This is a genomic window from Alteromonas sp. V450 (assembly GCF_001885075.1).
Taxonomy (GTDB): Bacteria; Pseudomonadota; Gammaproteobacteria; order Enterobacterales; family Alteromonadaceae; genus Alteromonas.
In genome coordinates, this window is sequence record NZ_MODU01000004.1 from 1,133,528 (window position 1) to 1,156,203 (window position 22,676).

Annotated in this window: 20 protein-coding genes; 14 read left to right on the plus strand and 6 right to left on the minus strand. The window is 41.9% G+C overall.

Annotated features, from left to right (window positions below; translation table 11 throughout):
- The first annotated feature begins 18 nt into the window (after window positions 1-18).
- From rlmKL to rmf, 5 genes are all read left to right on the plus strand, one after another.
- Window positions 19-2,115 (plus strand): bifunctional 23S rRNA (guanine(2069)-N(7))-methyltransferase RlmK/23S rRNA (guanine(2445)-N(2))-methyltransferase RlmL, encoded by a 2,097-nt coding sequence (gene rlmKL, locus BK026_RS04900; protein WP_071814817.1) that lies wholly within the window; start codon window positions 19-21, stop codon window positions 2,113-2,115.
- Window positions 2,112-2,345, plus strand: a complete 234-nt coding sequence (locus BK026_RS04905; protein WP_071814818.1) for a glutaredoxin family protein — start codon at window positions 2,112-2,114, stop codon at window positions 2,343-2,345. The genes rlmKL and BK026_RS04905 overlap by 4 nt, the downstream gene beginning before the upstream one ends.
- Window positions 2,342-4,282: an ABC transporter ATP-binding protein gene (locus BK026_RS04910; RefSeq protein WP_071814819.1), complete on the plus strand. Its 1,941-nt coding sequence runs from the start codon at window positions 2,342-2,344 to the stop codon at window positions 4,280-4,282. Before BK026_RS04905 ends, BK026_RS04910 begins: the two co-directional genes overlap by 4 nt.
- Window positions 4,283-4,294: 12 nt before the next feature.
- Entirely contained in the window at window positions 4,295-6,088 is a 1,794-nt protein-coding gene (locus tag BK026_RS04915) for a DUF3466 family protein (protein ID WP_071814820.1), read from the plus strand.
- Between the two features lie 470 nt (window positions 6,089-6,558).
- A complete protein-coding gene (gene rmf / locus BK026_RS04920; RefSeq protein ID WP_071814821.1) occupies window positions 6,559-6,735 on the plus strand; it encodes a ribosome modulation factor in 177 nt (58 codons plus the stop codon).
- A gap of 69 nt (window positions 6,736-6,804) precedes the next feature.
- Here rmf and fabA read toward each other — a convergent pair whose 3' ends face one another.
- Complete coding sequence (fabA, locus tag BK026_RS04925) at window positions 6,805-7,323, minus strand: bifunctional 3-hydroxydecanoyl-ACP dehydratase/trans-2-decenoyl-ACP isomerase (RefSeq protein WP_071814822.1); 519 nt, start codon at window positions 7,321-7,323, stop codon at window positions 6,805-6,807.
- A gap of 173 nt (window positions 7,324-7,496) precedes the next feature.
- On the opposite strand from fabA, the gene BK026_RS04930 reads away from it, so the two are divergent.
- A complete protein-coding gene (locus tag BK026_RS04930; protein WP_071814823.1) occupies window positions 7,497-7,784 on the plus strand; it encodes a hypothetical protein in 288 nt (95 codons plus the stop codon).
- A gap of 9 nt (window positions 7,785-7,793) precedes the next feature.
- On the opposite strand, the gene BK026_RS04935 is transcribed toward BK026_RS04930, so the two are convergent.
- Genes BK026_RS04935 through BK026_RS04945 form a run of 3 tightly spaced genes read right to left on the minus strand, consistent with a single transcriptional unit; the run spans window position 7,794 to window position 12,001 of the window.
- Window positions 7,794-9,065 (minus strand): DUF1835 domain-containing protein, encoded by a 1,272-nt coding sequence (locus BK026_RS04935; protein ID WP_071814824.1) that lies wholly within the window; start codon window positions 9,063-9,065, stop codon window positions 7,794-7,796.
- Window positions 9,066-9,111: 46 nt separating this feature from the next.
- Entirely contained in the window at window positions 9,112-10,647 is a 1,536-nt protein-coding gene (locus BK026_RS04940) for a cryptochrome/deoxyribodipyrimidine photo-lyase family protein (RefSeq protein WP_071814825.1), read from the minus strand.
- Between the two features lie 46 nt (window positions 10,648-10,693).
- Window positions 10,694-12,001, minus strand: coding sequence for a DASH family cryptochrome (locus tag BK026_RS04945; protein ID WP_071814826.1), 1,308 nt, complete (start codon window positions 11,999-12,001; stop codon window positions 10,694-10,696).
- Window positions 12,002-12,111: 110 nt separating this feature from the next.
- Here BK026_RS04945 and BK026_RS04950 point away from each other — a divergent pair, with 110 nt between their 5' ends.
- From BK026_RS04950 to BK026_RS04980, 7 genes are all read left to right on the plus strand, one after another.
- Window positions 12,112-13,536 (plus strand): deoxyribodipyrimidine photo-lyase, encoded by a 1,425-nt coding sequence (locus BK026_RS04950; RefSeq protein WP_071814827.1) that lies wholly within the window; start codon window positions 12,112-12,114, stop codon window positions 13,534-13,536.
- Between the two features lie 3 nt (window positions 13,537-13,539).
- Window positions 13,540-15,078: a cryptochrome/photolyase family protein gene (locus BK026_RS04955; protein ID WP_071814828.1), complete on the plus strand. Its 1,539-nt coding sequence runs from the start codon at window positions 13,540-13,542 to the stop codon at window positions 15,076-15,078.
- Complete coding sequence (locus BK026_RS04960) at window positions 15,065-15,214, plus strand: DUF2256 domain-containing protein (protein WP_071814829.1); 150 nt, start codon at window positions 15,065-15,067, stop codon at window positions 15,212-15,214. Before BK026_RS04955 ends, BK026_RS04960 begins: the two co-directional genes overlap by 14 nt.
- A 228-nt stretch (window positions 15,215-15,442) precedes the next feature.
- Window positions 15,443-16,741, plus strand: coding sequence for a DUF2254 domain-containing protein (locus tag BK026_RS04965; protein WP_071814830.1), 1,299 nt, complete (start codon window positions 15,443-15,445; stop codon window positions 16,739-16,741).
- A gap of 80 nt (window positions 16,742-16,821) precedes the next feature.
- Window positions 16,822-17,574 carry a sporulation protein gene (locus BK026_RS04970; protein ID WP_071814831.1) on the plus strand — a complete coding sequence of 251 codons (753 nt, stop codon included), beginning with the start codon at window positions 16,822-16,824 and terminating at the stop codon, window positions 17,572-17,574.
- Window positions 17,575-19,204: 1,630 nt separating this feature from the next.
- The gene (locus BK026_RS04975; RefSeq protein ID WP_071814832.1) at window positions 19,205-20,383 is read left to right on the plus strand and encodes a tyrosine-type recombinase/integrase; all 1,179 of its coding nucleotides are present in this window, start codon (window positions 19,205-19,207) and stop codon (window positions 20,381-20,383) included.
- Window positions 20,384-20,592: 209 nt separating this feature from the next.
- Window positions 20,593-20,943 (plus strand): hypothetical protein, encoded by a 351-nt coding sequence (locus BK026_RS04980; RefSeq protein ID WP_071814833.1) that lies wholly within the window; start codon window positions 20,593-20,595, stop codon window positions 20,941-20,943.
- A gap of 25 nt (window positions 20,944-20,968) precedes the next feature.
- On the opposite strand, the gene BK026_RS04985 is transcribed toward BK026_RS04980, so the two are convergent.
- Both BK026_RS04985 and BK026_RS04990 read right to left on the minus strand, forming a co-directional pair.
- Window positions 20,969-21,325 carry a diacylglycerol kinase gene (locus tag BK026_RS04985; protein ID WP_071814834.1) on the minus strand — a complete coding sequence of 119 codons (357 nt, stop codon included), beginning with the start codon at window positions 21,323-21,325 and terminating at the stop codon, window positions 20,969-20,971.
- Between the two features lie 215 nt (window positions 21,326-21,540).
- A complete protein-coding gene (locus BK026_RS04990) occupies window positions 21,541-21,963 on the minus strand; it encodes a universal stress protein (RefSeq protein WP_071814835.1) in 423 nt (140 codons plus the stop codon).
- 176 nt (window positions 21,964-22,139) lie between these two features.
- Between BK026_RS04990 and BK026_RS04995 the strand changes: the two genes are divergently transcribed.
- Window positions 22,140-22,616 (plus strand): c-type cytochrome, encoded by a 477-nt coding sequence (locus BK026_RS04995; protein WP_071814836.1) that lies wholly within the window; start codon window positions 22,140-22,142, stop codon window positions 22,614-22,616.
- The last annotated feature ends 60 nt before the right edge of the window (window positions 22,617-22,676 follow it).

Sequence of the window (22,676 nt, forward strand, 5' to 3'; positions counted from 1 at the left end):
TCAAAAACAGGTACATGAATGAATACTATTCTGGTTACGACCAGTCGCGGTCTTGACGAACTATTAAAACAAGAAGTGCTAAGCCTGTGCCCTGATGCACAAATTAAACAGGGCCCTGGCACTATTCAGTTTGAAGGCTCAAAGGAAGATGCATACAAACTTTGTCTATGGTCGCGCTTAGCCAACCGCGTAATTTGGGTGCTTGCATCAGGTAAAGCAGGCGACGCCGATGCGCTGTATAACACAGCTATGGGTATTGACTGGCAAATGCAGATGGATTCACGTCATACCTTGTCCGTGCAGTTTATCGGCACAAACTTTGCCATAAAAAACACCCAGTTTGGTGCGGTATGTGTTAAAGACGCCATCGTCGACTCTTTCGTTGAACAAGGCTTACCACGCCCCTCAGTAGAGCGTAAAAACCCTGATATTTCGGTATATGCAAGGCTGCATCGCGATAACGTTATTTTAGGTATAGATTTAGCGGGAGCGAGCCTACACCAACGTGCTTATCGACAAGAAACGGGTGACGCGCCGCTTAAAGAGCATATTGCAAGCGCTATGCTAATGCGTAGTGGTTGGACGGAAAATACCGACGCACCATTGGTGGACCTTATGTGCGGTTCAGGCACTATCGCCATAGAAGCGGCTTACATTGCCCGAAACATTGCGCCAGGTATAAAGCGAACTTACTGGGGCTTTATCAAATGGCTTGGCCATGAAGCGAAAGTGTGGGATGAGTTGGTCGAACATGCGATTTCTGTTCAAAAGCCAAACTGCGGCGGCATTTACGCAGGTGACTTCAGCCGTAAAATGGTCGCCATTGCGAAAGCCAACGCCGATTTCGCTGGTGTATTTAACGATATTTCCTTTTCACAACAAGACGCGACGAAATCGTCACCGCCAGTAAGTACGCCAGGTTACGTTGTGTCTAACCCACCTTACGGTGAACGTTTAGGCGAACTAACCTCGCTGATACCGTTATTTAGTGACTGGGGTAAGCGCTTTAAAGAAGCGTGGAAAGGGTGGCATGTGTCGCTTCTTAGCAGTAATCGTGATTTGCTGCGCGTGCTCAAGCTACGTGCCACTAAAGACTATGCCATGAATAACGGTAAGCTAGAGTGTCGCTTAGCCAATTACGTACTTGATGAACAAAACACGGTGCAGTTTAGTGAAGACGCCAGCAACCACGAGTTTGCGAATCGTTTGAAGAAAAACCTCAAACGCATGAAAGGCTGGATTAAGAACGCTAACACTAACTGTTACCGCATTTACGACGCTGACTTACCGGATTATAACGTGGCCGTAGACAGGTATGGCGATTGGCTAGTCGTTCAAGAGTACGCGCCACCAAAAACGGTGTCTGAAGATAAAGCCCGAAAGCGTCTGCAAGAAGTGCTACTTCATTTGCCGGCGGTAACTGGCGTATCACCAAAGCACATTGCGCTTAAAGTGCGTAGCCAGCAAAAAGGCACCAAGCAGTACGAGAAAATTAACCAGTCCGGCGACATGATGGAAGTGTTTGAAAACGGCGCGCGTTTCCTGGTTAACCTGACTGACTACTTAGACACGGGGCTTTTCTTAGATCACCGTAATACCCGTCAAAAGGTTCAGGCGTTGTCTCAAGGCAAGGATGTGCTAAACCTGTTTTCATACACTGGGAGTGTGTCGGTTTTCGCGGCCATGGGTGGTGCGAAATCGGTTACTACCGTGGATATGTCAAACACCTACTTAGAATGGGCAAAGAAAAACGTAGCACTGAATAAACTTACTGGGCCTCACGCTTTTATTCAAGCGGATTGCACTACGTGGTTAGGAACACATAAAGGGAAATACGATTTGATTTTTATCGATCCACCGTCGTTTTCTAACTCAAAGCGTATGCAAAGCACCTGGGATGTGCAGCGCGACCACGTAAAAATGCTTAACGACGCTAAAGCGTGTTTAAAAGAGCAGGGGACTATTATCTTTTCTAACAACAAGCGTGGCTTTAAGTTAGATGAAACCGCCGTTAACAATCTTGGCTTGTCTGTAGAGAATATTACCAAAGACACTATTCCTGAAGATTTTGCCCGCAAAGGCAACATTCATCAGTGCTGGGTATTAAGTTCATGAAAATTTATTTCTACACCGGGCCGCAATGTAGCCTTTGCGACCTGGCAGACTTGGAACTTCAGCAAACGTCAATGTTTTCATCGCTTGATGTAGAAAAAGTTAACATTCGCACAAGCACCGAGCTTTACCATTTGTACGGTGCAAGGATCCCAGTTTTAAAACGGGCAGATAATGAAAAAGAAATTGGCTGGCCTTTTAATACCGCCGATTTAGAGGAGTTTCTTCAGTGAGCATTTTGCAGTTAAAAAACATCACTGTTATCTATGGAAATCCGCCGCTTTTAGACGGTGTCGAACTCGTTGTTCAGCCTAAAGAGCGCGTATGTTTGGTTGGGCGTAACGGAAGCGGTAAATCCACCCTTATGAAGGTGATTGCCGGTGATATTATCGCCGACGACGGCCAGCGTATTATCGAAAATAATACGGTTATTGCGCGCTTAGAGCAGGACCCACCGCAAACGACAGACGTAACGCTTTTTGACTATGTTGCGGAAGGCTTGTCAGACGTAGGTGAAACCCTTAAAGCTTATTTTCACCAAACCCGTATAGTGGGTGAAGATCCAAGCGAAGCGAATTTAAATAAATTACAGCGACTACAAGAACAGTTAGAAGCAAGAGACGCATGGCAGTTTGAACAGCAAATAGAACAAACGCTCACCATGCTAAAGCTAGACCCTGAGATATCGTTATCTACTCTTTCTGGGGGATGGCGAAGAAAAGCAGCGCTTGCTCGTGCTTTGGTACGTCAGCCTGACTTATTATTATTAGACGAACCTACTAACCACCTTGATATTGAGATGATCCGCTGGCTTGAATCCAGCTTGAGTAATTACCAAGGCGCAATTGTGTTTGTGAGCCACGACCGTGCATTTATACGTGCCATGGCCACACGTATCATTGATCTAGACCGCGGCTCGGTTACGAGCTATCCGGGTAACTACGAAACTTATTTAGAAAAGAAGCAGCACGATTTAGAGGTTGAGGCCTCGCAGAACGCTGAATTTGACAAGAAGCTGGCCCAAGAAGAAGTGTGGATCCGCCAGGGCATTAAAGCTCGTCGTACCCGAAACGAGGGTCGAGTAAGAGCGCTGAAAAAACTACGGGAAGAGCGAAAAGCGCGCAGGGCCGTTCAAGGCAATGCGGTGGTGAGTCAACATCAGGGCGTGCGCTCTGGCAAAATGGTGTTCGAGGTAAAAAATCTCAGCTACAGCATTGAAGGTAAGACTATTGTAAAAGGCCTAAATTTAAATGTTTTGCGTGGAGACAAGCTTGCGCTAATTGGCCCTAACGGAAGCGGTAAAAGTACGCTGATAAAACTCTTGTTGGGCGAATTGCAGCCCGACAGCGGCAACAGCAAACAAGGCACAAACCTTGAAGTTGCTTACTTCGATCAACATCGCCACGGTTTGGATTTAGAAAAGTCGGTAATTGACGCAGTCGGTGACGGTAAGCGCGATCTAATGGTAAACGGCCACCCGCGACACGTAATAAGTTACTTGCAAGACTACTTGTTTACGCCTGAACGCGTCAACGCGCCAGTTAAGTCACTATCTGGTGGTGAAAAGAATCGACTAATGCTTGCGAAGCTTATGCTCAAGCCAAGTAATGTTCTGGTACTAGATGAACCAACTAATGATTTAGACGTTGAAACCTTAGAAATGCTCGAAACCTTGCTTACTGAGTATACCGGCACCGTACTGTTAGTGAGCCACGATAGGGAATTTGTTGATAATGTCGCTAATAGCAGCGTTGTTTTTGAAGGTAATGGTTTGCTTCGCGAGTTTATTGGGGGTTTCACTGACGTAGAAAACTGGTATAAAGAGCAACAGGAAAAACGTCAGCAAATCGAAAAGGAAGAAAAAGCCAAGGTAAAGAATGAAACTAATTCAGCTTCAGACAGTCCTAGTGCTAAGTCTTCAACCCGCAAGACAAAAAAGTTATCATATAAAGATCAGCGTGAATTAGAGTCTTTACCGGCAGAAATTGAGACTTTGGAAACAGAGTTGGAAGTTATGCAGGAACAAGTTAACGACCCTGACTTTTTTAAACAAGACAGCGATGTAACCGCCAAAGCATTAGCGATGTTGGCGGACAAAGAAGAATTACTTTCCCAGAGATATGCGCGCTGGGATGAATTAGAAAGTATGCTGGAAGATAATCAGCAGTAAATAGGATTTTAGATGAAACCAACACAGCTTGCCGCCGCCGTACTGTTGGCAACAGGAAGCGTTTCGGCGATTGCCGCAACTTATTCAATCACACCTGTACCATTGCAAGATAAAGCTCAAATCAGTTTTGCGCGCTCCATCGACAACTCAGGAAAGATGCTCGCATCTGTGCAGTCTGAATATAACCAACCGGTTGATTTAGAAAAACTTGAAAATGACACCATATTTTTCAGTTCATTCGGCAGTAGTTTAGAAAGTGAAGATGATGTGCGTCAGGGTGTTTTTTCTGATGTAGATTACACCACAATCATAGGTTTTATACGCGACAATAGAAACGGCATTACCGGGCAAAAATTGGGTATTTATCGAACGTATATAACGGATACTGTCAATGCTGAGTTGGTACCCGGTTTAGACCAAATTACTGACCAGTTTGACGATTATACGCAGTCAGTACAGGCCCTTGGCCGCGATAGCATTAATGGTGATTATATTGTCGGTGATTCTTCTGCGCTTGTCATCACAGATGTTTATGAGCGTGAAGACGGTGAGGTGTTTAACTACACTTACCCTACCTCTGCAGAGCAGGCGTTTGTGCAAGCATCAGGAGAGACTAAATTGCTTCCTCCGGTTGACTCTACTGCCGGAGGCCTAGGTTCAGCCCGTGCTGTAAACAATAACCTACAAGTAGCTGGGTTCAGTACCGTCAGTTTCCAAGATGACGTAACAAATGCGTTAGATACATGTGCAGACGAAGAAACTCGCGGCGCTACCTCTGAAGGACGATGCCTGTTTTCTGTGTACAACGGTACATTCACACTACCCCGAATATCACAGAGCTTTATCAACACGTCGTTGGTAAACTCTTCAAGCTTCTTTAGTCAGTCATCAGTACCAAATTTCGTTTTACTATCCCAGGTTAATGCAACTATTTGGCAGCTGGATGTGAACGGCAATGTCATTGATACCCAGACCTATGCTCCTTTAGTTGACATACAAGAAGATGACACAGCATATTATTTTTCTGCTGCATACGATATTAACGACCAAGGGATCGCGGTTGGCGAATCCTTGACCGGCGACCTACGCAGAATAGTGCGTCCAGCGGTCGGCTCGGGCGTCAATGAAAGTGAGCGTGTTGCTACTGTCTTTAGAGACGGTGAAACCACAGAGTTACTCAACCGCGATGACAATCTTTCTAGCCAAGCAATTGCTATTAACGATAACAACTGGATAACAGGTTCAGTGCTTCGCTCAACAAGCGGTGTTGCGCGTGAGCGTATGTTTGTTATGAATTTAGACACACAGGAACTAAAGTTTCCTGAAGGTTTCTTTAAAAGCGCAGGGGTATCGGTTAACGCTATAAACAACAATAACATTGTTGTGGGTAAAGCAGAGTCTGAAGTGACCAGCGAAACATCAAGACAAACCAGTGCCTTTATGTACAACATAGAGAGCGAAGCGTTTGTTGATCTAAATGACCTGGTTGCTTGTGACAGTGAGTATACACTGGTAGAAGCTGTAGATATCAACGATAACAATGAAATTATTGCCAATGCTCGTATCAAATCAACCAGCAAATACGTTACTGGGGTAGATTTCATTAACAGCAACGGTGAAACCGTTGAAATTGACACAGTAGTAGCAGTTAAACTTGATCCGATAGCCAACGGTGAAGTTGAACAGTGTGAAATTCCAGAAGATGAGCGCCCATTTGAACGAAGCGGGGCGGCAATGTCTTGGTTCAGTGGTGCACTGCTAGCAGGGTTGGCCTTATTCCGACGCCGACGCAACGTAAGCAAATAATAAAACTATAGCGGTTTAATGACACGCGTTAAGCCGCTTTCACTCTCCGTTATGTGTTTGCGATTTCAAGCCGCATTTCAATCACACAATAAAATCCGAACACTTTGCACAGCCCTTAAACGATTCGTTCTGCCAATGAATGCCTTATAGCGGTCCTCATAGGTAAGCGAAATATGCGTTTTGTGTTTGGTGGTGCAACTGTTTAACGGCCTCTTGGCATTTCTCCCCGTTTTATTCTTTAAAACGCATTATTCACGGATTTTTATGCATAAAAATTGTAATAAAAATTTCATCGAAAGTTCATCTATTTATTGTTTGTCAAGGCTTTTAATTTTTTATTTCCCTTGAACCAATTAGTCAATTGCACTATCAAATAAGAGTACACCAAATTATTTCCGGCACTATCACCAATGTTTGTAGAGCGCTCGCGAAAAATTGTTGTACGTCCAACAAACAAAAGAGGCTAATCAATGAAAAGACAAAAAAGAGATAAACTGACGCGCGCACATGCTAAAGGCTATCAAGCTGGTATTAGCGGTCGTTCAAAAGAAAATTGTCCATTTCAACAAAACGATGCACGTTCGCAATGGTTAGGTGGATGGCGTGAGGCAGTAGAAGATAGGCACCTTGGTTTAGGTGTTAAATAAACCTTCTCTTTTATGAACTGATTAAGCAAAAGGAAAAGCCCCGTAAAGGGGCTTTTTTCATATTTATAGTTAGAAGTTTGACGTGTCTTGAAACAAGCCAACCTTTAAATCTTTAGCCACATAAATTTCACGGCCATCAACTTCAACCGAACCGTCTGCCATTCCCATAAAGAGTTTTCGTTTGATAACACGCTTCATCGTTATTTTATAGGTTACTTTTTTGGCCGTTGGGAGTATTTGTCCAGTGAACTTCACTTCTCCTACTCCTAATGCACGCCCTTTACCTGGGCCGTCACTCCAACCCAAAAAGAAACCAACAAGTTGCCACATAGCATCTAGCCCAAGACACCCAGGCATGACAGGATCACCCGGGAAGTGGCAGTCGAAAAACCACAGGTCTGGCGTAATATCAAGTTCAGCAATGATTTCCCCTTTACCGTGCTCACCGCCATCCTCGCTGATAGAAATGATACGGTCCATCATTAGCATATTAGGGGCGGGTAGTTGACTGTTACCCGGGCCAAACATTTCACCACGGCTACAGGCTAGTAAATCTTCTTTTGTAAAACTATTTTTTCTTTCAGACATTCCCAACTCGTTGTTGTTATAAAGCTTCGCGCACTAATTTAGCGAACACTTGTAAGCCAAACAACTCTGAACAGTGATTTTTCTTCACTAAAGTGCGTGCTAAGATAGCGATTAGATGAATTTATATTCACATTAATTGAACGATAACTCTAGCGCATCTTTGTGTGAAAACAATGACAGAAGACACTACGACAAAAAAAACCAAAAAAACTATAGAAGACAAAGCAAAAGCAAACGCTGACAAGCAGCGTCGCTTTCGTCAGCGTCAGAAAGACGCGGGGAAAAAGTTGGTTCGCGGCTACGTAACGCCTGAAGCAAAGGCATGTTACGATGAAATAAGAGAAAAAACCGATTGGACAGACAGTGAGGCCATGTCTAATGCTATGCGCCTGATGTACGCGGCTTACAAATGTGGACAAATTAAGCTGTTAAACGAATGGTTGAGGAAGAACAACCGCTAAAAACAGCAATTAAGGGGTAACACACTGTCGATAAAGTTCGCTGATTTCACGATGGTCCCAACACCAGCGTGCTCTGTCGCCAACAGATATCCCTCCAACATGATAATGAATTGCTACTGGGGCCTTTCCTAACAAGCAGTCTACACCGGCTTGAGTAATCTTCACTGAGTAATTACCGAAATCACCTGAAGTGCCTGTTAGGGCGATTAAAGGTGATTCAAGTTCGCTTAAAGGTTTCATTAAAGCGAAAAACATGGTGTCACCCAGAAAAGGTAACGGCTCATGTTTCTGATAGGCGTAAAACCATTCCCTACATGCTAATGGCGAGCTCGAAGTCCTCAACAAATTCAGAGCGATATTCTGTGTTTGGCTTAAACCAGTATCGGTATGCGGTAATTCTTGAAGGTGCCGTATAATGACTTCAGATATGTTGGGAAGCATTCCTATTTTTTTATTCTTTAGTAAGCTTAGCAAAGGTAACGGCGTGTCTGCTCTAAACGCGCTCCATACAGACGCGGCTTGAGAAATTAGTTCGTTATTAACTAACTTCCTGCGCTGCCAACAGGCACGTATAGCGCAAGCGGGTAGTTGCCCCATACCTATAAATCGCTCCGTTCCCGGAAAGTTATTAAGTTCTATAATTTCAATTGAGACGTCAGTTCTGTTAAGTAGCAAACTCAGCCCATGCAATAACATTAACTGATCATAGCCGTCGTGCTCTACCCAAAATACGATCCGCTCGACATTGCTTTTGCGCAGCGTATTAATTCTGCATTTTTCTTCGTGAACAATGTCTGAACATGTTCTCACATCGTTCATTATCGGTAAAAGTGCATTTACAATGTATTGCGCACGAATGACTGCGAACTGCTCGTCACACGAGGGTAGTGGACCAATACACAACGGATCTATTAGCGCCAAAAACTCGCCAACGAATCCCCCCTCTCGCAAACGCTCTTTAATATCGTGACCACATCTAACATGTAGAGTAACCATGTCTTCATCGAGTGCTGGCGGATTAGCCGTTATCGCAGTTTGATGCCGAGCAAGCTCATTCCCATGTACAATTAATCTGTTCCAATTAGGTAAACCATGCTCGGTTGCTATTGCATGTTGAACGTCTGCAAGCGATATTTCGTTTTTGGAAGTGACAACGCTGGCATTAAACCTTTCAACAAAAGAGGCTGCCTTCGCATCCTTGTGTTTTAACGCAGATAAAAGCATTTTTGCACGCTTTTCTTGGTGGTCGACATCAATAAAAAAGGGATTATTTTGTAACATGCAGTCACCTTATCAGCGTTCAATATTGCAGCAACATGTTATCAGTTTACGATTTTTGTTTCGACTTTAACCATTGTCTGCTCGGACTATCTGCCATGGTGTGTCGTCGAACAATTCGCTTGGCTTCTTTGATTACGTCATCACGTTCTCGAAACGACCATAATCGTTTTGCTGTACTTTGATTGTTTGCCTGAATATCGACAACAGGTGGCATGTAATCTCTGTGAAGATCAAAGTCGAGCATAAGTGCTTCTAAGGGCGGTAACAAATGTGGAGCATGAACCGCATCATGTGGCAGTTTAACCAGCTCGGGTACCCACTGCTTAATAAACGTTCCTTCTGGATCGAGCTTTTTAGACTGTGTTAATGGATTATAAAGCCTAACGGTGTGAATACCTGTCACGCTTGCCTGCATTTGTATCTGAGGATAATGGATCCCTGGCTCAAAATCTAAAAACTGCGTTGCCAAATAATGTGCTGCTTTTAACCAGTGAACGTTAAGATGATGGCACAAAAAGCTCGTTACCATCGCTCGCATTCTAAAGTTAATATAGCCGGTAGTGGCAAGCGCGCGCATACAGGCATCTACAAGAGGGTACCCTGTGGTACCTGTTTTCCATCGATGAAAACGACGTTCAGCTTCCGGTCCATCTATATATGGAAAAGAAGCATAGGCGTTGTTCATAGGTCGGAATTCAATTGTATGCTCACTCTCAAATTTTTGAATAAAGTGACAATGCCAATGCAGTCGGGATGTTAATGCACTTAGTGCTCTCTGCCATTGTACTTTGTCGTTGCCCTTCAGCAGTTTTTTTACTTGTTTTTGACGCTGCAAAAAATGATAAACCTGCTTAATAGAGACATTGCCCCACGCTAAATAGGGGCTCAAGCGACTACACGCCTTCCTTGCATTATATGGCATCGAGATATGTTTATGATAATGCATACCTCTTTCATCAAAAAAACTTTTGAGTACCTGCCATGCGCGTTGTTCACCACCAGGTTGACGTTTGGGGTGTGGCGTTGAAACATCGTAGGTTATAGATTTGCAGTGAAGTGCGTTACAGCTTGACCAATCTGACCATTTAGCATTGCTGATATCTAAATCAAAAGTAGGGCACGCAAAATGTTGTTCCCAGTTTCTTTGCCAATTACGTCTATTTGGCAAGCCGCGAAGAACAGCACCAAGCTTTGCTTCAATCCATTCTACATTTTTGTTTTCAAGAAACGTTTTAACAGCAACATCCCGGTTATACGTAACCGACAAACCCACTTCTTGGTAACTCCTAACCCGTGTAACAGGAAGTGATGACAGCAATAAAGAAAAGGCATCTATCATTTCCATTTCAAGTTCTAACACTCTATGGTTACCGGGCAGCTGTGTGTTGATGTCGTCGATACTTTCGCGCACAAACTGCCAATGCCTTTGGTCCATGTGTGGATCGCTAATTAGAGAAGGTTCCCAACAAAATAAAAGGACAATATTTTCATTGCTGCACCACGCGTCGAAAAGAGGCTGATGATCGCGAAGGCGCAGATCGCGTTTAAGCCACACAATGGTGATAGGGTCTGTGTTTTTCATCAACTGCCGAAATCAACTTTTCTTACGTTAATCGTTGTCATCAGCACTAAAGCCATTTGCGCATAAAATGCCCGTTGGGGTCGTAAATTTGCGTCTGTTTTTGCAAGTTAAATTGACGATGCCCTCTTGGATCACTGCCAACACCAGCCAAATATAACCAGTTTCCCCAATTACTCCCCACATCAAAATCAAGCAATTGACTTTCAAACCAAGCAGCTCCATACCGCCAGTCTTGCCTGAGTTCATGCACAAAACAGCTGGCTACAAGTTGTCTTCCTCTGTTTGACATATAACCGGTCTCAGCCAGCTGGCGCATACAGGCATCTACAATAGGGTAGCCTGTTTTTCCTTCACACCAATTGTCGAAGGTTTGCTGGTCAAAAGTTGTATTTGGCCGTTTACCTTGAATACCGGTAAATTTAAACCACTTGCTACCGTACTTACACTGCAACCAATGGAAAAACTCCCGCCACAGCAACTCAAAATAAATCCAATAAGTAGATTCATTTTTCTCAACGGTATCTTCAAATTGCTTTACTTTCTGCATCACTTCACGCACCGACAAACAACCATTGGCTAACCATGGCGATAACTTCGTGCTGTCTTCCCATGTATCAAGTGCGTTTCGAGTTTCTTTGTATGTGCGCGCGGCTTGCCACTCAAAAAGATAGGTATTTAGGTGCTTAAGTGCCGCCGTTTCTCCTCCAACAAATCTATCGGGCAACTGAGCTTTAGACAACGCTGGCAGAGATAAACAACAAGAATCTTTAACCGTTAGTTCAAACGGTTTCGCATTTAAAACGATGTTGCCAATGGGGGGAATAGGCTCGCAGTGTTTTTCTACTTTGCGACGAAAAGGACTAAAAACATCCGGCATGTCTTTCAGTTCAAAAGGTAAATCTTTTTCATCAAATAATGTAAAACTAGACTTTTCAATGATATTGAGTGCCGGGAAAAAACGTTTTAACGAATTAATTTGGCCAGTTTCATAATAACCACAGTGTCGACTAATGCCCAAATGCGTAAAGTCCCCACTTTGCAAAATGCGGGTCAAAATCTCTGCTGTATCGCCCTTAAGCACATGTAAACAGTGACCTAGTTTTTGCATATTGTCAGCTAAATCGGAAAGGCTCTCTGTCAAAAACGTGCGTCTATGCGTGGCCATTGGCTGCAAGTTAAACTTGTTCGGTAAATAGTGGCCTTCATCAAATATATAAATAAATGAGACTTCATCAACTTGGCTGCAGAGCGCTTCAATTGCTGGTTGGTCGTGCAGTCTTAGGTCGTGGCGGAACCAAAATAATCCACGCGAGACCGCGTCGTTCTCTTTTTTACTAATAGATTGATTTTTCATACTAAACAAAGCACTTTTTTATTTTTTTAACGGATCCCGAATGTAGGCTCCTACGTAGTACAGGTATTACGAAAAATGTACCTTTTTGGCGCATAGTTAGAGGAAAAAAAGTGACTGTCCCTGTTAGTATCATGTGGTTTAGGCAAGACTTAAGGGTTAAAGATAACCCAGCACTTAATGCAGCTTGCGACATGGGTAAAATCATCCCCATTTACATTCTTGATGAGACGACTCCCGATGGAAGAAAAAAAGGTGGAGCCAGCAAATGGTGGCTACATCATTCACTTTCAGCATTGAACGAAAGACTTAATGGGCATTTACAAATTTTTGTAGGTGATCCTCAGCAAATTATTTTTCAGTTAATGGAAGACTTTGACGCCAAAGCAGTATTTTGGAATCGTTGTTACGAGCCATGGCAAGTTAATCGTGATAAAGCATTGAAAAAATCATTGGTAAACGAAGGCTACGAAGTGAAGAGCTTCAATGGAAGTTTATTATGGGAACCAATGAAGGTGCTGAAAAAAGACGGCACACCGTACAGAGTATTTACCCCTTACTATCGCAAAGGCTGTTTGCAAATTGAGGAACCGCGTTATCCTAAATCACCACCTGCGCGCATCACTTATGCAGATGTTGAGAACAAGGGGAAAGGGCTTGACGCGTTAAAACTGCTACCTACAATTGCTTGGGACTCTACTATTGCGCAACAGTGGAAACCAGGCGAAGAGGGGGCAGCCGATAATCTTGAGCAGTTCATTGATAACGCCGCCCGCTCTTACAAAGACGATCGTGACATCCCATCTATCAAAGGTACCTCCCGCTTGTCACCACATTTACACTTTGGCGAGGTTTCCCCTAATCAAGTGTGGTTTGCCATAAAGGGGAAGTTTGGCAACACCGAAGATAAAAGTATTGATACTTATTTGAGTGAGCTCGGTTGGCGAGAGTTTAGCTATTATTTACTGTTCCATTTCCCAACACTTCCAAATAAAAACTTCAACGACAAGTTCGACAAGTTTCCGTGGCGCCAAAGTGCAAAAGACTTAAACGCTTGGCAAACAGGAAAAACGGGTATTCCGATTGTTGACGCCGGCATGCGTGAATTGTGGCAAACAGGCTACATGCACAACAGAGTTCGAATGATTGTGGGCTCATTTTTAGTTAAGAACTTATTAATAAGCTGGCATGAAGGAGAGAGATGGTTTTGGGACACGCTGTTAGATGCTGATTTGGCAAGCAATAGCGCTAGCTGGCAATGGGTTGCTGGTTCAGGCGCTGACGCAGCGCCATATTTTCGAATATTCAATCCACTTCTACAGGGTGAAAAGTTTGATAAGAAAGGCAGTTATGTTCGTAAGTATTGCCCGGAACTGGAAAAACTATCAGACAAATATATTCATAAGCCATGGGAAGCACCTAACGCAATATTAAAAGACGCTAACATTGAGCTTGGAAAAGATTATCCAAAGCCAATTGTGGATTTAAAAGCATCACGTCAGCGTGCACTGGATGCTTTTCAACAGATAAAAGAGTAGGGTATGGCAACACTGATTTTAGTTTTAGGCGACCAGCTTACCGAGACGTTGCCCGCTATTGCCGATGCTGTGAAAAGCGAAGATACCATTTTAATGGCCGAAGTTCGTGAGGAAGCGACTTACGTAAAACATCATAAAAAGAAGATAGCGTTTTTATTTAGTGCTATGCGTCATTTTGCCAAAGCACTAAAAAATAAAAGCTTTAACGTTCGCTACGTTGAATATTTAGACAGCGATAATAAAGGAGACTTACTCGCCCAAGTTAAACACGAAATTAGTGAAAACGATTATGATGCCGTAAAGGTAACCATACCGGGGGAGTACCGCTTGCTGAAAAGTATGGAGCAATGGGAAAATGTGCTCGGCCTTCCCGTCACGTTATGCGATGACAATCGCTTTCTATCTACGCCGCAAGAATTTTCAGACTGGGCAGAAGGTAAAAAACAGCTTCGTATGGAGTTCTTTTACCGTGAAATGCGTCGCAAGCATAACGTACTTATGGACGGAAAAAACCCTATTGGTGGAAAGTGGAATTACGATGCTCAAAATCGAGAGTCGATGCCAGAAAACCACAAGGTACCAAAGCACACGACGTTCAGCACTGATGACATTACGTCAGATGTTATTGAGCTAGTAAAACGAGAATTCGCTGATCATTTTGGTGACTTGAATGACTTCCATTTTGCTGTAACGCGAGAACACGCGCTTAGCGTTTTGAACACTTTCATTGAAGAAAGGCTGCCGAATTTTGGCCAATACCAAGACGCAATGGTAGAAGGCAAGCCTTGGCTTTATCACTCTCACATCGCGTTCTACTTGAATTGTGGCCTACTTACTCCTAAAGAAGCAATTCAAGCAGCGGAACACGCTTACCATGCTGGGCAAGTTCCACTCAATTCTGCCGAGGGGTTCATTCGTCAAATTCTAGGGTGGCGCGAGTACGTAAGAGGTTTTTATTGGCACTTCATGCCAAACTTAAAGACAGATAATTACTTTAACAATAGCCGGGCGTTACCTTCTTTTTTTTGGGATGCACAGACCAACATGAACTGTATGCGTCAATGCATAAAAGAGACCCAGCAAAATGCTTATGCTCACCACATACAGCGGCTAATGGTAATTGGGAACTTTAGTTTGCTTACGGAGCTTAGCCCAGATGAGGTGCAAGCGTGGTATTTGCTTGTTTACGCTGATGCCTATGAATGGGTAGAGCTGCCAAACGTTGCTGGTATGATTTTATATAGTGACGGCGGTAATCTTGCCAGCAAGCCCTATGTCGCAAGCGGCAGCTACATTAATAAGATGAGTAATTATTGCAAAAACTGTGGTTACCAAGTTTCTAAAAAAACAGGTCCAAAAGCTTGTCCATTTAACTACTTATATTGGCATTTTATTGATAAACATAGAGAAAAACTTAGCAATAATCACCGTATGGCCATGATTTATAAAACCTACGGCCGAATGAAAGAAGAAAATATAGAAGCCATGAAGCAGGACGCCACTATATTTCTGACTAAATTGTCGAAAAATGAAGAAGTCTGATTTACCTACAAAGATGTGTCCGGTCTGTGAAAGACCGTTTACTTGGCGAAAAAAATGGGAAAAGAACTGGGAAAACGTGCGCTATTGTTCAAAGCGGTGCGCTAGCAACAAACATAAAGCGGTAACGATCAGATAGTTTTCGCATTAATTAAGTACCTGGATTTATTTATACCGTTTTTTGGCGAAATACACATCTTCATTACAAGCACTGTTTACCCAGTAGGAAGAATTCTTCGTTGATAATACTTAGAATACTTAGTGACGACTTAAGTCAAAGATAATAAGCATCAACATCACACTTCGGAAAATAAACATTTACGGCATTTACTACGTAAAATTAGTATAGACCAACAAGGAGTGTGATGTGGAAGCCCCAATAACCGCTGACAAACTACGTTTTCTTATTTACAGCATTAAAGAAAAACTATGGATAAAACCACTCGGGTTTTGCCTTCTATCTATTCTCGTTGTTTTTCTCGCCAAAGTAGCCGACGGAACATCGCTCGCAAAGCATATACCGCAGATAAAGCCTGACTCTGTAGAGACGCTGCTATCAATTATGGCGTCTAGTATGATGGTGATTGCCACATTCTCAGCAGGCACCATGGTTAACGCATATGCATCTGCAAGTCAGTCATCAACGCCGCGCTCGTTAAGCCTTATTATATCGGACGATGTATCACAAAACGCGCTTTCTGTATTTATAGGCGCATTCATTTACAGTGCAGTTGCACTAACTGCAATGACACAAGCCTTTTTCGATGAGGCTGGGTTATTCATTTTATTTTGTTTAACCTGCTTGGCTTTTACAGTAGTGATATTAACGTTTATTCGATGGGTAGATAGCGTGGCTCGATTAGGGCGTGTAGGTTCTACCGTATTAAAAGTAGAAAAAGCAACGCAACGAGCAATCGAAAAACGCATTAGCTCGCCTTGCTTAGGCGCTGTGCCTTCAACGGCAATATCGCAAACTAAAATTAAAGAGCAGGGGGCTTATCCGGTATTTAGTCAGCGAGTAGGGTATATACAACTCATTGATATAGCGCGAATTCAGCAATGGGCCAGTGAACATACTGCATTTGTTAACGTAAACATGCTACCAGGAGAATTTGTCACTCCCGATAAAGTGCTTGCCTACGTAAATAAAAAAGATGATTTAGAAGGTATTGAAAAGGCATATACCATATCGGAGGAGCGCTCATTTGAAGCAGATCCACGCTTTGGGTTTGTTGTATTAGCCGAAATTGCCTCACGTGCTCTTTCATCAGCAATAAACGATCATGGTACAGCCATCAGCATTATCAGTAGTGTAACGAGACTATTACTGTTGTGGAAAACGTCAGAATGTAAACAAGAAGATGAACAATTAAATAAGAATGAGAATTATCAGTACGATCGCGTTTCGGTCCCCGAGATTTCTATATATGACTTGTTTGATGACGCCTACACTAGTATTAGTCGTGACGGTGCAGCGAATATAGAGGTAGCTATACATATTCAAAAATCGCTGAATGCCATTACTAATTGTTTCGACAAAGATAGTGAATTCAAAGACTCCGCAGCAACGTTTGCGAAACAAAGCTTTGAACGAAGTAAGCAAGCATTGGTGTTTTCTGACGACGTCGATAGGCTAAAAAAATCTTATAATCCAAGTTCTGGTTAATGATTGTTTACAAAGTGATAGTTGTGTTTTGTGCGCAGCGTTAATATGTTTAATCCTTTGTATAATCAAAGGAACGACACATGCTAAAGCAAATTTTGGCCAGCGTAGGGATCGGTAAGGCTAAAGTCGATACTCTTTTAGTTACGGACAAATTAAAGGCCGGACAGCCGTTTGACATTGAAGTTGTCATTCAAGGTGGAGACGTCGAGCAACAACTTCAGGGACTAGAATTTGCTATTATGGCAAACGCTAAAACTGAAGCCGTCCTTGGCGAAAGTGAAGTTGAATACAACAAGAGTGTGATCCTACAAAGCTGGAAACAAACATTTAGTTTATCGATACAGCCAGGTGAAACCGTGACTAAACAGTTCACCTTAGATTTACACCCAGAAGTCCCAGCAACGAATCTATTTGGTCACCGAATCGGCAAGGTATGGTTACAAACAGGGTTAGATATTAAGTCAGGTTTAGATGCTAGCGATAAGGATGGTCTCATAATAGATCCATCTGAAACTCAATTAGCAGTTTTACAATTCGTTTCTGACAGTGGATACAGCTTATTCAAATCCGATATTGAATTTGGCCGAGTTCAAGCACATGACTTCATATCACATCTACCTTGTTATCAAGAATATGAGTTCAAGCCACAATCCCGTGGTTTATTTGGAGCCCGAGAGTTAGAAGTTACATTTGTCGATAATGGCAACGAAACCGGCGTATTGATTGAAGTTGACCGTGCTTTTTTAGGCGATGGCTACAGAAGTACCGCTATACCAAATAGCTGTAAGACCGCAGAGTCAGTTCGTCCTTATATCGAACCGCTTTTGGGTTAAATGGTTTGTAAAGGGCCGTACAGATTATTGTCTTAAAACGGCTCTTTGTACTCGTTGATTCTAAAATCATTGTTAATTTATACAGGTCAATTAACCAATCTCTAAAGAACCATATTTTAAGAAAACCACGATGGTTTTGATATTTAAAATATCTTGCACAGCAGCTGAATTATCCGTGGCTTAATTAAATTTTAAACTATAGGCCATTCTTTTAAATTTATAAACTAAAGAGGCAACCACACGTAAGACGAAAAGATAACGTCTAAACACAAGAAAAAGGTCAATTTAATAACCGCGTCCTACGTGAATGAAATTAAAAAATCAGGGGTATCATGCTGCAGATTTCACGTAGCGTACGATTCAATTTTCTACGTTTATTAAGACATAACCAAATCAAATCATCTTATCGGTTTTAAATTAAAAGCACCGACGCAAGTGCAATGTGCACGCACAATCCCGAAACCAAATGTTGAACTAACACAGCATCCACGCATAAAAGTCTGTAAGTAATCACAGCCAACAAACTAAGCAAATAAAGCGGCATCATCGCCCTAATCGTCCATATACTTAATTACGCATAATGTATATTATGTTAAATAGACAATGTTATTTGCTTGTCAAGGTCGTGGAAGATGTAAATGACGCTAATTAATAACTCACCTATTTAACTAGTTTAAGTGATTTAAAGATGTGGAGCTGTTACGTTTATGTGGTTTTAATAAAGTGTGTTGTAAATGGTTGCTTTCACTCTATTTCTTCTAATTAATTACTTTAGCTTTTTAACATCAATAGATAACTAATCTATTGTTTAAAAACGTGCTTTTTATAGGTATTCGTTTTGATTAAATAGCTAATTATAGTCCCAGTGATTTACTGCAAAATCAAAGAATGAGTTAATAAGGAAATATAATTTCAGGTTTGATGCTATTTTGGTATTTAACAGTTCATCGAAATTCACAAAGTATTCTAGGAAATTGAGATACGCCTATTGCTTTGGTCTGGATAAGCAAATCTTGCCGATAAGCTTAAGCCGAATTTTCTGCGCTGTCTTCAACGCGTTAACAGATAATTATGAAACAATTGGCTACTATCCCTATCTAATAAATACTAACGGTAGTTTTCGACATGTAGAACAAAGTCTTTGTTATTTACCCGAACTGCTTAGTTAGCGGAAAAAAACCTTGCTGCAAGCCATAGCGCATGCAACTTCAGAATATTTCGCTCATTTTTTAGGCGCCGCTACGTAAATTCTAGTTGAGAATTAAGGTATCTACCTTGCAGATTTCACGTAGCGCGCGATTATGAAATTGCTAATAGTGCTTTGCAATCTTCGTAAAAGTCTAATCACACTACGCAACTTTTGGTTTAAGTTTAGGTTTAGGTTTAAGTTTAGCTTTTGCGTGTAAGTAACAATGATGAATTACATACTTAACTGTTTATATATACAGTGCCGTGCTAAAGTAGATACACATTAATAATGCATTAAATTTGCTTGTAAAGGCAGATAGCTTTGAATATTCACGCATGATAATTACAGTTATCATGCGTGAATATTCAAGTATATCAATACTTTACATCAATTTAGCTAATCTAGCATAATACTTCAAAAATGTAATCATCAGGTTATTCTATGTCTTCTAAGTTTACTCTTTCACAACTGACATCGTGCAGTATTAACAAAAGTAGTGATCAAGCAACTGTTATTAATAGCCCCATGGGTAAAACTCAGAACACCCCCTACTCGCCTAATTCAACCAGTTTGGCCACAAATGACAAAGCTTCTTTAGAGGTAAGTTTTGACAGCGATTATCAACAATATTATCGAGACATATTTACTAAGCTTCCATACAATACTCAACGCGCGTATATCAGTGACTATAATGAGTTCGCTATATTTTGTAAGTATTCAGGCTTTGACGGCTTTAAAAATAACTTTGAACACAACGAAAGCTGTATTAAGCACTACGTTGAAGATCTCTGTCATTCTCCCCTAGCCTATAGAACCATCAAGCGTAGGTTATCTGCACTAAGTAAATTCTTAGGAGTGGCCAAATTGCCCAACCCAATAGTTAGTTCTGCTTACTTGAGGGATTTTATTCGCCTTTCACTTATAGAAAACAGGAAGTTTCGGTTATCGCATAAACAAGCCGTTCCACTTACCATTGATATGGTCGAACAAATTAACAATGCTGTAATACCAGACTCTTTGCTTGAGCTTCGTGATCTCGCGATCATAAACCTTATGTTCGATGCGTTACTTCGTGCTGATGAAGTTGTGCGGGTTTGCGTTGAAGATATATCTTCACGAAACAATACATTATTAGTCGTTTCTTCTAAAAGCGACCAGTCGGGGCAAGGTCAATATCGCTATGTATCGTCTAGCACCATTTCTATGGTTAATGAGTATATCAGTGAAGCTAATATTGATCCCAAAACAAAAGCGCCCCGTCTTTCCTCTGATTTACGAGGAATTCGTAAAGGGGTCCTGTTCAGACGATTAACCAATCATAAAACCGCGCTTTTGCCGTTTAACGAAAACATTCCTAACCATCAAGCAAATGTACTCAACTACTCAAGCATTTACAGAATTTGGCAACGCATTGCCGAGCGCGCAGGCATCACCGAAAATATTACACCTCATAGCGGTCGTGTTGGAGGTGCCGTTTCGCTCGCAGAAGACGGCGCATCGTTACCCGAACTTCAACTTGCCGGGGGCTGGCATTCACCTGAAATGCCTGGTCACTATACAAAACAAGCTAACGTAAAACGTGGCGGTATGGCAAAATTATCAGAAAAGAGAAAACGATAAGTAGTTATAAAATATACATATATTTAAAATCATCGGTTACGCGTAATTTACAAATATACTATAACGTTATCGTTGCTGTCACCATATCGATCATTAGGAATCTGAATCTTGAGGGGGCTCGTACAACTTACATAGCCCGAAATAAAGAGCACTATTTCTCTTTAATTAAGGCTCACAAATTTATTACGCTAGAGTAAAAGGAGAGTTATATGAGTAGCGCAATCAATACAAAGCATGGAAAATTGCTCGCCGAAATGGTTGTTCCCTCCAATTCGTGGAAGCTTCAACCTGAAAAGCAAGACCCATTTACATCACAAAAAGAGGCAATAGAGTATTTAAGCGCTAACAACGAGCCGTTGTATTTGCATGTACCCTACGCTGTTTCACAAGATTACTTGCGTATTTGTGTCACGTCCCGCAGCGATGATGTGGTCTTCACTATTAAAGATATTGAGCAAGGTGGAGAAACTTCTTTGCATTATTCGCATATCAAGAACTTAGACAGTACCATTCGTACACTAGTATTAGAGTGTTGTGACAAAAAGATAACAGCCCTTTAATTTAGGGCTTTCGGCGTTGGTCACGCTACCAGAGAATACTAATCCAGGTAAATCCAGCCAGAAGAAGGCTTATAAATACTGCGGCCGAGCCAATGTCTTTAGCGCGGCCGATCAGTAAATGAATATCTGTACTAACATGGTCACAAAGTTTTTCTATCGCCGTATTTAGCAACTCCGTGATAAGAACAATTAATAAAGTGGCGATCAGTAGTATTCGCTCAACATTTGAAACGTCAGCTAAAAATGCTACTGGCATGAGTACTAGCAGAGTAACAACTTCTTGTCTAAACGCGGCTTCACTGTTGAATGCAGCGCGAAGTCCTTTAAACGAATAATAAGTGGCGTAGAATATCCGCGCAATGCCCGACCGTTTAGTTATCATGATGAATAGGTTTTAAAATTAGTTACACACCCGCTTTATGCTAATCATGTCGCGTTACATCTCGATGACGATTAATCTTTATTGCCAACGAAAATCGCACTGTTTTCAATTTAATTTTCTTATCTTAATGAAACACCACTATACCTGCGCTAGGTCGCCGCAATTATGCACAACTTAAGTTTCATTGAGTGGGTCTTTATATGCCAAACGCATAATTATATTTTTACCGCTAACACGTCTGTTTTGACACCGTGTAAGACAGCATTCGCTGTTGAACCAAGTAAAAGACGCAATCCACTTTGCCCGTGAGTGCCTAAAATAATAAGATCAGCGCTCAACTTATCAGCCATATGATGAATTTCATCCGCAGGCGAACCTATTTCAACGTTTACTTGGTTATGCGGAATATCGTGTTTTGCCGCTACATCTTTTAATAGCCTTAGCGCTTGCACTCTTACCTCTTCAGAAAAATCTCTTTCAAGAAACAAACCATATGGTTCGACATTTGTTTGTGGATAAGCAACGTATAAGAGATGTAACTTTCGACTATCACCTGCTATCGCAACCGCCTTGTTAACTACCAGTTCATAGTCGGAATATATATCAATAGGAACTAAAATTGTGTCGTAGTTCTGCATTTGTGTAACCCCTTAGTATTGGATAAAAGTTAGTTTCACTTTCTCGCACTTAATGCGTTAGCTAAATACTAGGGATACACAAATAAATATTCTTTGCGCTAGGTCAATATTACTATCTCAAAGTTGTTCATAATTAAATTAAGGCTCGTAGCTCAATATTTTCGAGGTATTAGATCATGAACAAAACAATACTGTTAACAATTACACTTCTTCTTTTTGGCTGTGAACAAGGCGCACAATCTCCCCGCGGTTTTAGTTTACCTGAAGGCGATATGGAGAAAGGTTACTTAGTTTTTCAGAAATACCAATGCCAGGATTGCCATAGGATCGCGGGTGAAAAAGAGTCAGAAGACACGCAATATTTAGTGGCTAAAGCTATACCTCTAGGCGGAAGTAGCGGACGGATCAAAACTTACGCAGAACTCGTGACCAGTATTATTAACCCCTCGCACAAACTTACGCCGCGTCAGCCCGCAAGCTTTACGAGTGAGGATGGGGTTTCACTAATGCGAGTGGTAAATGACGAACTCACTGTATCTGAACTTATTGATCTGGTTGCTTACTTACAGCCCAAATATAAAGTAACACCTTATAGAACTAGCGATTACCGACTGTATCAATTACGTGTTCCTAATACACAACCTGATGAATGATTTCGCCTAGATTACTCACATTGCTGCAAATCCAAGGGGCAAAAGTCATGCTTATTGGTT

What these genes read in the sequence shown, in the direction of transcription:
- rlmKL (WP_071814817.1), top strand. Translation starts at nt 19, where the DNA reads ATGAATACTATTCTGGTTACGACCAGTCGCGGTCTTGACGAACTATTA.
- BK026_RS04905 (WP_071814818.1), top strand. Translation starts at nt 2,112, where the DNA reads ATGAAAATTTATTTCTACACCGGGCCGCAATGTAGCCTTTGCGACCTG.
- BK026_RS04915 (WP_071814820.1), top strand. Translation starts at nt 4,295, where the DNA reads ATGAAACCAACACAGCTTGCCGCCGCCGTACTGTTGGCAACAGGAAGC.
- rmf (WP_071814821.1), top strand. Translation starts at nt 6,559, where the DNA reads ATGAAAAGACAAAAAAGAGATAAACTGACGCGCGCACATGCTAAAGGC.
- fabA (WP_071814822.1), bottom strand. Translation starts at nt 7,323, where the DNA reads ATGTCTGAAAGAAAAAATAGTTTTACAAAAGAAGATTTACTAGCCTGT.
- BK026_RS04930 (WP_071814823.1), top strand. Translation starts at nt 7,497, where the DNA reads ATGACAGAAGACACTACGACAAAAAAAACCAAAAAAACTATAGAAGAC.
- BK026_RS04935 (WP_071814824.1), bottom strand. Translation starts at nt 9,065, where the DNA reads ATGTTACAAAATAATCCCTTTTTTATTGATGTCGACCACCAAGAAAAG.
- BK026_RS04940 (WP_071814825.1), bottom strand. Translation starts at nt 10,647, where the DNA reads ATGAAAAACACAGACCCTATCACCATTGTGTGGCTTAAACGCGATCTG.
- BK026_RS04945 (WP_071814826.1), bottom strand. Translation starts at nt 12,001, where the DNA reads ATGAAAAATCAATCTATTAGTAAAAAAGAGAACGACGCGGTCTCGCGT.
- BK026_RS04955 (WP_071814828.1), top strand. Translation starts at nt 13,540, where the DNA reads ATGGCAACACTGATTTTAGTTTTAGGCGACCAGCTTACCGAGACGTTG.
- BK026_RS04960 (WP_071814829.1), top strand. Translation starts at nt 15,065, where the DNA reads ATGAAGAAGTCTGATTTACCTACAAAGATGTGTCCGGTCTGTGAAAGA.
- BK026_RS04970 (WP_071814831.1), top strand. Translation starts at nt 16,822, where the DNA reads ATGCTAAAGCAAATTTTGGCCAGCGTAGGGATCGGTAAGGCTAAAGTC.
- BK026_RS04975 (WP_071814832.1), top strand. Translation starts at nt 19,205, where the DNA reads ATGTCTTCTAAGTTTACTCTTTCACAACTGACATCGTGCAGTATTAAC.
- BK026_RS04980 (WP_071814833.1), top strand. Translation starts at nt 20,593, where the DNA reads ATGAGTAGCGCAATCAATACAAAGCATGGAAAATTGCTCGCCGAAATG.
- BK026_RS04985 (WP_071814834.1), bottom strand. Translation starts at nt 21,325, where the DNA reads ATGATAACTAAACGGTCGGGCATTGCGCGGATATTCTACGCCACTTAT.
- BK026_RS04990 (WP_071814835.1), bottom strand. Translation starts at nt 21,963, where the DNA reads ATGCAGAACTACGACACAATTTTAGTTCCTATTGATATATATTCCGAC.
- BK026_RS04995 (WP_071814836.1), top strand. Translation starts at nt 22,140, where the DNA reads ATGAACAAAACAATACTGTTAACAATTACACTTCTTCTTTTTGGCTGT.